The sequence below is a fragment of the Nonomuraea sp. 3N208 genome, from assembly GCF_052245935.1.
Taxonomy (GTDB): domain Bacteria; phylum Actinomycetota; class Actinomycetes; order Streptosporangiales; family Streptosporangiaceae; genus Nonomuraea.
The window spans coordinates 73,394-83,431 of the sequence record NZ_JBQQBR010000053.1 but is presented as its reverse complement, the minus strand read 5'-3'; the positions used below and the strand labels follow the sequence as shown (position 1 = coordinate 83,431).

General features: G+C 71.1%; 8 protein-coding genes and 1 pseudogene. 5 read left to right on the top strand and 4 right to left on the bottom strand.

Translation table 11 applies throughout. From position 1 onward, the window contains the following. Positions 1 to 612 (top strand): annotated as a pseudogene (locus ACTWPT_RS50570) (helix-turn-helix transcriptional regulator); the annotation flags it as partial. Between the two features lie 24 nt (positions 613 to 636). On the opposite strand, the gene glgA reads toward ACTWPT_RS50570, so the two are convergent. Then, the gene (gene glgA, locus ACTWPT_RS50565) at positions 637 to 1,809 is read right to left on the bottom strand and encodes a glycogen synthase (protein ID WP_443184725.1); all 1,173 of its coding nucleotides are present in this window, start codon (positions 1,807 to 1,809) and stop codon (positions 637 to 639) included. Positions 1,810 to 1,969: 160 nt separating this feature from the next. Here glgA and glgC point away from each other — a divergent pair, with 160 nt between their 5' ends. The 3 genes from glgC to ACTWPT_RS50550 all read left to right on the top strand — a co-directional run bounded on the left by glgC (position 1,970) and on the right by ACTWPT_RS50550 (position 5,390). Then, positions 1,970 to 3,205 carry a glucose-1-phosphate adenylyltransferase gene (glgC, locus tag ACTWPT_RS50560; protein WP_443184724.1) on the top strand — a complete coding sequence of 412 codons (1,236 nt, stop codon included), beginning with the start codon at positions 1,970 to 1,972 and terminating at the stop codon, positions 3,203 to 3,205. 196 nt (positions 3,206 to 3,401) lie between these two features. Then, positions 3,402 to 3,839 (top strand): nuclear transport factor 2 family protein, encoded by a 438-nt coding sequence (locus tag ACTWPT_RS50555; RefSeq protein ID WP_443184723.1) that lies wholly within the window; start codon positions 3,402 to 3,404, stop codon positions 3,837 to 3,839. 72 nt (positions 3,840 to 3,911) lie between these two features. Next, on the top strand, positions 3,912 to 5,390 hold the full coding sequence (locus ACTWPT_RS50550; RefSeq protein ID WP_443184722.1) for an Nramp family divalent metal transporter: 1,479 nt from the start codon (positions 3,912 to 3,914) through the stop codon (positions 5,388 to 5,390). 2 nt (positions 5,391 to 5,392) lie between these two features. Here ACTWPT_RS50550 and ACTWPT_RS50545 read toward each other — a convergent pair whose 3' ends face one another. Beyond that, the gene (locus tag ACTWPT_RS50545) at positions 5,393 to 7,474 is read right to left on the bottom strand and encodes an alpha/beta hydrolase-fold protein (protein ID WP_443184721.1); all 2,082 of its coding nucleotides are present in this window, start codon (positions 7,472 to 7,474) and stop codon (positions 5,393 to 5,395) included. A 254-nt stretch (positions 7,475 to 7,728) separates the two neighbouring features. Here ACTWPT_RS50545 and ACTWPT_RS50540 point away from each other — a divergent pair, with 254 nt between their 5' ends. Beyond that, positions 7,729 to 8,871: an MFS transporter gene (locus ACTWPT_RS50540; protein ID WP_443184720.1), complete on the top strand. Its 1,143-nt coding sequence runs from the start codon at positions 7,729 to 7,731 to the stop codon at positions 8,869 to 8,871. A 19-nt stretch (positions 8,872 to 8,890) separates the two neighbouring features. Here the strand turns inward: ACTWPT_RS50540 and ACTWPT_RS50535 are convergent, their stop codons facing one another. Continuing rightward, entirely contained in the window at positions 8,891 to 9,088 is a 198-nt protein-coding gene (locus ACTWPT_RS50535) for a hypothetical protein (protein WP_443184719.1), read from the bottom strand. Between the two features lie 61 nt (positions 9,089 to 9,149). Continuing rightward, the gene (locus ACTWPT_RS50530; protein ID WP_443184718.1) at positions 9,150 to 9,794 is read right to left on the bottom strand and encodes a GntR family transcriptional regulator; all 645 of its coding nucleotides are present in this window, start codon (positions 9,792 to 9,794) and stop codon (positions 9,150 to 9,152) included. Positions 9,795 to 10,038: the final 244 nt, after the last annotated feature.

The following is a 10,038-nucleotide window of genomic DNA, read 5'->3' as shown; positions in this document are numbered from 1 at the left end:
CTGCAGCAGGAGGCCAAGGAGGAGGTGCTGACCTTCGACCGGCCCCCGTACGTGCTGGACTACCACAACCCGCTGCAGACCGACCTGCTCCGCAACGGCGTGCGCTACCGCACCATCTACGTGCCGGAGGCGTTCGACCACACCGGGGCGCTCGACGAGGTGGGCAGCCTCATCAGGGCGGGCGAGGAGGCGCGGATCCTGCCCTCGCTGCCGTTCAAGATGGCGCTCGTCGACCGGTGGCGGGCGGTGGTGCCGCTGCACATGGACCCGCCGCTGACGCGCGGCGTGCTGATCAGAGGAACCACCATGGTCGTGGCGCTGGTGGAGCTGTTCGAGCGCCTGTGGCGAGAGGCCCTGCCGGTGCGCCCCGAGCTGTGGTCGCACGACAGCTCGCCGGAGCCCGCCCAGGAGGAGCCGGGGACGGACCTCGGCCTCGACGACCGCAGGCTGCTGGCACTGCTGGCGGCCGGGCTCAAGGACGACGCCATCGCCCGCCAGCTCGGCACCAGCCCGCGCAGCCTCCGCCGCCGCCTGCGTCACCTCCTCGACGAGCTGAACGCCGAGACCCGCTTCCAGGCCGGTGCCCAGGCCAGCCGTCGGGGTCTCGTCTGACCGCCCCGGTGCCGGCCCCCGTGCTCAGGGACGCAGGGTCGCGTACAGCTCCATGGTGCGGTGGGCGATGCGTTCCCAGGAGAAGTGCTCGACGGCCCTGGCGCGGCCCGCCTTCCCCATCGCGGCGGCCCGGTCCGGATCCGCCAGCAGGGTGTTGACACGGTCGGCCAGGTCGGCGGCGAAACGGTCCGGGTCGTGCGGCGTGCCGTCGGCGCCCTGATCGATCGGCACCAGCAGCCCCGTCTCGCCGTCGGCCACCACCTCGGGGATGCCGCCGGTGGCCGTCGCGACCACGGCCGTCTCGCAGGCCATGGCCTCCAGGTTCACGATCCCCATCGGCTCGTAGACCGACGGGCACACGAACACCGTCGCGTGCGTCAGCAGCTGGATCACCTCGGGCTTGGGCAACATCTCCTGGATCCAGAGGACGCCGTTGCGGTCGAGGTCGCGGACCAGCTGCGTCACCTCGGCCGCGATCTCCGTCGTGTCGGGTGCGCCCGCGCACAACACGAGCTGGGCGTCGGGGTCGAAGGAGCCGGCCGCGTGCAGGAGGTGGATCAGGCCCTTCTGGCGGGTGATGCGGCCCACGAAGACGACGTACGGCCGGCTCGGGTCGACGCCGTGCTTCCACAGGACGTCCCTGCCCGGGTCGGGGGCGTACTCGGCGGTGTCGATGCCGTTGTGGATGACGCTGACCTTCTCCGGCGGGATCTCGGGGTAAGCGGCCAGGACGTCACGGCGCATGCCCTCCGAGACCGCGATCACCGCGTCGGCGGCGGCCAGCGCGGTGCGCTCGGCCCACGACGAGATCGTGTAGCCGCCGCCGAGCTGCTCGGCCTTCCACGGCCGCAGCGGCTCCAGGCTGTGCGTGGTGACCACGTGCGGGATGCCGTGCAACATCTTGGCGACATGCCCGGCGAAGTTGGCGTACCAGGTGTGGGAGTGCACGACGTCGGCGCCCCCGCAGGCGGCGGCCATTTCCAGATCGACGCCGAGCACCTGCAGGGCCGCGTTGGCGTCCTGCAGCCCGCCCGGCACCCGGTAGGCGGCGACGCCGGGCTCGTCGCGGTCGGCGCCGAAGCAGCGCACCCGTACATCGGCGAGCTTACGCAGCTCTCTGGCCAGGTATTCCATGTGCACACCGGCGCCGCCGTACACCTCCGGCGGGTACTCCCTGCTGAGCAGATCAACACGCATGAGACGACCTTACGGTCAACGTGAGCATAGGGAACACAATCGACGAGCCCAGGGTCGGTAACCCCGCGCCGGGCCATTGAGCGGCAAATCGGGACACGAAGGAAGTACACCGTGCCGGGATTCGTCGATAGATCGGCCATTTGAGGGTAGCGTCTCGGGCATGAGGTCCCGGAGGGTGCTTGCGGTTGTGCTGGCAGGTGGAGAGGGTAAGAGGCTCATGCCGCTCACGGCGGATCGGGCGAAACCGGCGGTGCCGTTCGGGGGGATATATCGGCTCATAGATTTCGTGTTGTCGAACCTGGCGAACGGCGGGTTCCTGAAGATCGTCGTCCTGACCCAGTACAAGAACCACAGCCTGGACCGGCACGTCTCGCGTACCTGGCGGCTGTCGGCGATGCTGGGCAACTACGTCACGCCGGTGCCGGCGCAGCAGCGGCTCGGGCCGCGGTGGTTCTCCGGGTCCGCGGACGCGCTGTTCCAGAACCTCAACCTGATCTACGACGAGATGCCCGAGCACGTGATCGTGTTCGGGGCCGACCACATCTACCGCATGGATCCGCGGCAGATGGTCGAGCAGCACGAGGACTCCGGCGCCGACGTCACGGTGGCCGCGATCAGGCAGCCGCTGTCGCTGGCCGACCAGTTCGGCGTGATCGAGACCGACCCCCAGGGGCGCAGGATCGTCGCGTTCAGGGAGAAGCCCAAGGACGCGGTGGGGCTGGCGGACTCGCCCGACGAGGTGTTCGCCTCCATGGGCAACTACGTGTTCAAGACGCAGTCGATGATCGACGCGCTGCGAGAGGACGCGCTCGACCCGACCAGCAAGCACGACCTGGGCGGAAACATCATCCCGATGCTGGTCAAGTCGGGCGGCGCTGACGTGTACGACTTCGCCAATAACATCGTCCCGGGGTCGAGCGAGCGCGATCGGGGCTACTGGCGTGACGTGGGGACGCTGGACGCGTACTACGAGGCCCACATGGATCTCATCTCGGCGCACCCGGTGTTCAACCTGTACAACGACAAGTGGCCGATCTTCACCGGGCACGACCCGCTGCCGCCCGCCAAGTTCGTGCACAACGACGGTGATCGCGTGGGGCGGGCGATCGACTCGCTGGTGTCCCCCGGCGTGATCGTCTCCGGCGGCACGGCGATCAGGTCGGTCCTCTCCCCCAGGGTGGTGCTGCACTCGCACGCGCGGGTGGAGGACTCGGTGCTGATGGAGAACGTCAAGGTCGGGCGGGGCGCGATCGTGCGCAAGGCGATCATCGACAAGAACGTGGTGATCCCTGACGGGGCGCGGATCGGGTTCGACCTCGAGTACGACCGCACCCGGTTCGCGCTGACGCGGGGCGGGGTCGTGGTCATCGGCAAGAATGAGATCGTCGACCGGTAGTCGCGGGGTGCCCACGCTCAATCACTCTACGCAATCAGTCCTGTAACGTGCTGTAACGCCACGCGCAGAGCAGTGCCTCGCGTTGCGGAGGTTGTCGCACAAGATCGCGAGATATGGGCGGTTTGGTGCGGTATAGCCATCGGCTATGACGGCAGGTCTTGGACCTGGCGGCCGCCTGGCCAGGATCATCGTCGGCGTGAGCACGAAACCCTTCCTGTCTTTGATCATTGCCCTGGTGCTGGCGGTGAGCGCCTGCGGGGGCGCGCCCGAGTCCGCCGCGCCCACTCCCCCGGCGACGGCCACAGCCTCCCCCGTCGTCGTGGTGGCGGCCGCGCAGGCGTACGTGGCCGCCGTGAACGCCCGCGACCTGGACGCGCTCGTCGGGTCCTTCGCCGCCGACGCCGAGATCGTCGACGTCAGCCGCAGCATCCGCGGCCACGACGCGATCCGGACCTGGGCGGACAATGAGGTGATCGGCGGCACCCTGCGTGTCGTCTCCGTCGTGGAGAACCGAGCCGACGGGCAGAAACTCCTGGTCCACTGGGCTCCGGCGGGCTCCGGCGGATGGCAGGCGCACTACGACTTCACCGTCGGCCGTGGCCGCATCGTCAAGGCCGACCTCCAGTACGCCTGATCCGTCCTTCTGCCGATTGGGTCTTGATGCGGCCGTTGTTCGGGATCACGCTGAACGACAGGAGGCAGTGACATGTCGCACCCGCTCGGAGTCAGCCGCCCAGATCTCGAAGTCACCGACCTGCCCACGCCGGAGGAGGTCTTCAAGGTCTCCAAAATCGGCACCAAGGAACTCTTCAAGTACGCCGTCGGCCCCAGCCTGATCGCGCTCGGCATCTCGATCGGAAGCGGCGAGTGGCTGCTGGGCCCGCTGAGCGTCGGCCAGTACGGATTCGTCGGCGTCGGCTGGGTCATCCTGGTGTCGGCGCTGCTGCAGACCTTCTACAACGTCGAGTGCTCCCGGTACGTCCTCGCCACGGGCGAGACGCCGGTGGTCGGCTGGGGGCGGGTGCCGCCGGGCTGGCCGCTCTGGGTGCCGCTCTCCGTGTTCATCGTGATCTTCGCGTTCATCGCGGGCGGCTGGGCCGCGTCGGCGGGGCAGGGCGTGTACGCGCTGGTCCACGGCGTGCCCCCGGCGGCCGGGGACGCGGAGCCGCGCTGGTGGGCCATCGGCCTGCTGGTGCTGGTGTTCCTCATCACCGCCGCCGCGCGCCGCATCAGCCGCACGCTGGAGCTGGCGAACTGGGTGCTGGTCGGGACGATCCTGATCGCCCTGCTGGCCGTCGACCTGCTCGTGGTGCCGTTCAGCCAGTGGTGGGAGGGCATCCGCGGCTTCGTCACCCCCGCCGCCCCGCCCGCCGGGATCACCGCGACCCAGCTCGGCGCCCTGGCCGGCTTCACGGCGTTGGCGTCAGGACTCAACTGGTACGTCATGGGTCACTACCGTGACAAGGGCTATGGCATGGGCCACCGCGTCGGCTACATTTCGGGCCTGCGCGGCGAGCGGCGGCCGATCCTGGCGAGCGGCGTCACCTTCCCCGACGACGAGCGCAACCGGGGCCTGTGGCGCCGGTGGTACCGGCTGCTCATGGTGGACATGTGGGGCGTGTTCTTCGTCGGCGCCATCCTCGGCATGCTGCTCCCCACCATCCTCATGGCCCAGGCGGTGCAGATGTCGGGCGAGCGGCCGACACGCGCCAACGTCCCGACGTTCGTGGCCAGCGCGCTGGGCGGCGAGTACGGGCGCACGGTGTTCTACGTCGCACTGGTGGTGGGCGTGCTGATCCTGTTCTCCACGCAGCTCGGCATCTTCGAGGCGATGGTGCGGGTGACGACGGACGCCGCCAACGCCACCAGCCCCCGCCTGCGCCGGCTGATCGAGGGCGACCCGCGCAGGTTCTACTACCCGTTCATGCTCCTGCTGCTGGTGATCATCTCGATCATCATCTTCCAGTCGCTGCCGGTGGGGCTGGTGGAGTGGTCGGCCAACATGTCCAACCTGGGGGCGCTGTTCTATCCGTTCCTGCTGATGTATCTCAACAGCAAGCTCCCGCGCCCGGCGCGCCCCCGGCCGTGGCATTACGTCATCCTCGTCCTGAACTTCCTGTTCTTCGGATTCTTCTTCGTCAACTTCATCGCCGACTTCGTCGGCGACCCGCTGGTGACCTTCTGAGATCAGCTGATCAGGAAGACGTCGCCGTTGCCCAGTGCGGCGCCTCCGGTGGGGGCGCCGTACGTCAGGCCGGAGATCGCCACCCGGCCCGCGGAGGTCGTGGCGGCGTACAGGTTCGGCTCGGCGAAGGGGTCGACGGCGTCGTCCCTGGCGGTGCCGAGCTGGGCGGCGGCGCGCTGCGTGCCCCGGCCGTCCAGGCGGGCGGTCAGCACGTCCGCGCCGCCCGCCGGCACCTCGATCCGGCCGCGCGTGTAGCCCACGACCTCCACCTCGCCGCCCGGCAGCGCCGTCACGGCGGCGCCTTCGTCGGCGGCCGGGGTGGCGAGCGCGTGGTCCCAGCGGCGGCGGCCCTGGGCGGTGTAGGCCACCGTGTACGCGTCGCCGGCGGCAGCTCCCGTGGCCACGGCCAGGCCGGCGGTGGTGACGGTCACCGCGTTGAGCCGGTCGTCACCGGAACCGCCGGCGGTCGTGGCCCACGTCCTGCCGCCGTCGGCGGCGGCGAAGGCAGCGAGCCAGCCGTCGAGGCCGCCGAGCGCGCTCGTGCCGGGCAGGGCCGCGGTGGCACTGCCGGCGACGTAGAGGGTCGTGGCGTCCGCCGCGACGCCGTACGCCTTGTCCTCGCCCGCGCCGCCGTACTGCCTGAGCCAGGACAGCTCGCCCGCTGGAGTGAGCCTGGCGACGATGGCGTCCTTGTCGCCGTTGTTCGGCCCGTCCAGGGAGCCCCTGGTGTAGCCCGCCACGTAGGCGCCGCCGTCGGGCGCGGCGGCCAGCCCGTAAAGGCGGTCGGCGGCGTCCGGCGCGCCGAACTGGGTGATCCACCGGACCGTGCCGTCGGGACCGAGCCTGGCGACGAACGCGTCGTCGGCCGCGTTGCCCGGGTGCCGGCCGTCGAGGTCGCCCTTGGTGTAGCCGGCCGTGAGCACGCCGCCGTCGGGCAACGGCGCGACACCGTACAGGCGCTCGTCCGCCGGGGTGCCGAACTGCCTGGTCCAGCCGCCGATCCGGGTCACCACGGCATCGAGCCGGCCGGTGGAGGGCTGGCCCGCCGCGTACCCGATGGTCAGGGCCCCGTCCGGGTGGGCCGCGACGCCGCCCGCCCAGTCGGTGGCGGCCGTGCCGTGCAGCGGGGCGGGCAGGCCGGTCGGGGGTGTGACGCTCAGCCCGGGGCCGAGCTCGGCCATGGCCTGCTCGAAGGCCGGCGTCCAGACCGACCAGTCATGGCCCCCGTCCATGACGCGTAGCTGCGCGGAGATCGCGGGCGCCCGCCTGGCGGCGTTGTAGAGCGCGGCGGACTCGAAGTCCAGGTCGTGGCGGGCATCGGCGGGGTCGGGGTTGGCGTACTCGTCGTCGCCGACGGCCACGAACAGCCGCACCGGCAGGTCGGGGTTCAGGCCGGGCAGCAGCGCCGGATAGGCGAGTTCGCGGTAGACGTCGTCGGAGAACTTCTCCTCCCCTCGCCCGAAGGCGCCGTAGTCGCGGGTGGAGGAGTCGGACGGCGGCATCGGCGTGTAGACGGCCGGGCTCAGCACGGCGGCGGCGCTGAACACGTCCTGGTGGGCGAGCGCGAACCGCAGCGCGCCCGCACCGCCCATCGAATAGCCGCCGACCAGGCGGGCCTCCCGGATCGGCGCCGTACGGTACGTGGCGTCCACGTGGGCCACCAGGTCGCGGGTGAGGGCCGTCTCCACCGGACGTCCTGGCAGGTCGGCGCCGGTGTAGCGGGAGTCGACGTACCAGTTGCCGCGCTCGCTCCACGGCGCGTCCGGCATGACGGCGATGACCGGCGGGATGCGCTTGGTGCGGATCATGTCGTCGAGGACGGTCTTGACGCGGGTCCACGCCTGCATGGTGTCGCCGCGGCCGTGGAGCAGGTAGAGGACCGGGTGGCGGGCGGTGCCGCGGTCGTAGCCGTACGGGAGGTAGGCGGTGTAGGCGATGCGCTCCCCGTCCAGTGCGGGGGAAGGCGCGGAGCCCGTGGTGAGCGTACCGGCCGCGCGGATGTCCGTCTCGCCGGGGACGGCGAAGAGGCAGAGCGCGGTGAGGGCGGCCAGCGTGGCGGCGCCGAGGCGGCGGGGTAAGAGCATCGACCGCTCCTGTAAACGTTTACGGAAGGCACCTTGTGGTGTTTCGGGAGAGTTTCCAGGGAGGGGTGTTGCGATGTCAACCAAGGCGACTCGATAGGTTGGAGCGTCATGCGTGTGCACATCGACGCCGTAGCCACAGTCCGGCGGCCGGCCGACGACAGGGGCGGAGGCCGGGGCGGCGTCGGGCGCGGCGATGTCTGAGGGCTGTCGCGGCGTCGGGGGCGGCGATGTCTGAAGGCGGCCGCGGGAGGCGGGTGACCGCCGTGTTGCTGGCTCACGCCGCCGTCACGCAGGTCATCACGTTCGTGCTGCGTCCCACCATGTCGTACCGGGCGATCGAGCTCGACGTGCCCGCGGCGCTGCTCGGCCTGCTGGGCGCGAGCTTCGCGATCGCACCGCTGCTGCTGGCGCTGCCCGCCGGGCACGCCGCCGACCGGTACGGCGAGCGGCGCCTGGCCGTGGCGGGGGCGCTGCTGCTGACCGCCGCCAGCGTCGCCTTCCTGGCGATCGGGCACACCGTACCGGGCCTGCTCGCGGCCGGGGTCCTGCTGGGCACCGGGCATCTGGGCTGCGTGATCGCCCAGCAGGCGCTCGTGGCCAACACCACCCGGCGCGGCGGCCACGACACCGCCTTCGGCCATTACACCTTCGCCGCCTCGCTGGGCCAGGCCGCCGGTCCTGTGCTGATGGCGGCGTTCGGCGGGGAGCGGGCGATCCCGGACACCGATCGCATCTTCGCCTGGTCGTGCGGTCTGGCCGTGCTGCTCGTCGTGTTGTCGGCGCTGCTGGCCCGCAGCCCGCGCGCGGCGGGCGGGGACCGGGCGGAGGGAGGCAGCGTACGTTCCTTGCTGCGCCTGCCCGGCCTGGCGCACGCCCTGGTGACGAGTTGCGTGGTCCTGGCCGCGCTCGACATCACCATCGTGTACCTGCCCGCGTTCGGCACCGAGCGCGGCCTCACCTCTGGCACCGTCGGCCTGCTGCTGACCCTCCGGGGCGTGGCTTCGATGGCCTCGCGCTTCTTCCTCGGCCGCCTGTCGCGGGCCGTCGGCCGGCGCAGGCTGCTGGTGACCAGCACGGTCGCGGCGGCCGCGGCGCTGCTGGTCATCCCCGTGCCCATGCCGCTGTGGTCCCTGGCGTTCGTGCTGCTGGCGCTGGGGTTCGGGCTCGGGGTCGGGCAGCCGCTGACCATGTCGTGGCTGGCCGAGTCCGCGCCCGCGGGACTGCGTGGGCGGGCGATGTCGCTGCGCCTGGTCGGGAACCGCACCGGGCAGGTGCTCCTGCCCGGCCTGGCCGGGCTGGTGGCAGCCGGCATGGGCGCCGCCGGAGTGCTCCTCGTCACCGCGCTGGGGCTCGGCTGGGCGGGCGTGGCCGCCAGGCGGCTGCCCGTCGACCCGTGACCCGCGTGCTGCCGACTCCTTATGCCCTCAGAACGGTGACCTGCCGCCCCGCCGGGGTGCGGTCCTGATCGAACCTGACCCGCTCCTCCATCGGGGCTGCCTCGGGACGGCGATCGAAGATCACCAGATAGCCTGTGTCGAGATCGAGCCGGTCCAGATAGCGATCGAGCTGCGCGAGCCCCTCTTCTGCCGGATCCCGCTGGCCAGGCCGCCACACCGTGGCTTTGCTCTCCTCGTTCGAAGATCATTTGTGTGCCGCCGACCTCAACGAACGATGATCAGATCGAGTTCCTGACGCGGTCGACGAAGCAGCGCATGTGGTCGCGGAGCAGCTCGGCGGCCTGGTCGGCGGCGCCGGACGCGGCGGCCTGAAGGATGGCGCGGTGCTCGTCGGCCTCGCGCTCCCAGCTCGGCACGTGACCCCAGGCGGCGGCCGAGATCAGCGCGGTCTGGTCGCGCAGGGAGTCGAGAGTGCTGACGAGCAGGGGGTTGCCGCAGCCGGCGTACAGGGCGCGGTGGAAGTCGCGGTTGGCCAGGCTGCGCTCGGCGCGGTCGGCGGATCCGTCGGCGCGGCGCAGCGCCTCGGCGGCGGCGGTGAGGTCGGCGCCGTGCCGGACGGTGCGGGCGACCGCCTCGGGCTCCAGCAGCAGGCGCAGGTCGTAGACGGACTCCATCAGCGCGGCGTCGACCGTGCGGACCGACGCGCCCTTGTACTCGCTCATGGTGACCAGGCCCGCGCCGGCGAGGGTCTTGAGCGCCTCGCGTACGGGCGTCTTCGACACGCCGAGCTGCTGGGCCAGGTCCGTCTCGACGAGGGGCCGACCTGGTTCGAGGGCGCCGGTCAGGATGGCGTGCTTGATCGCCTCCAGGACGACCGCGCTCCGGGAGGACATCACTCGGGGCTGCCCGGCGAAGACACTCATAAGAGCCAAGATATCGGATATCGCATCTCGTATATGACCCGAAGTTACGTTACAGTCTCGTGAAATGGGATTCCGGACATCCCACCCAAGGAAGCCGTCCGGTGTGATCCGCGGCCGCGGACCACACCGGCGTGGCGGCTCCGCAACACTCGTCCGGACCGGGCGGAATCCCCGGTGACGCCGTTGGCGCGGCGTCGCTGGGACCTTGATCCGCCTGTCCGGCGTGCCACTGCACTGACCTGCA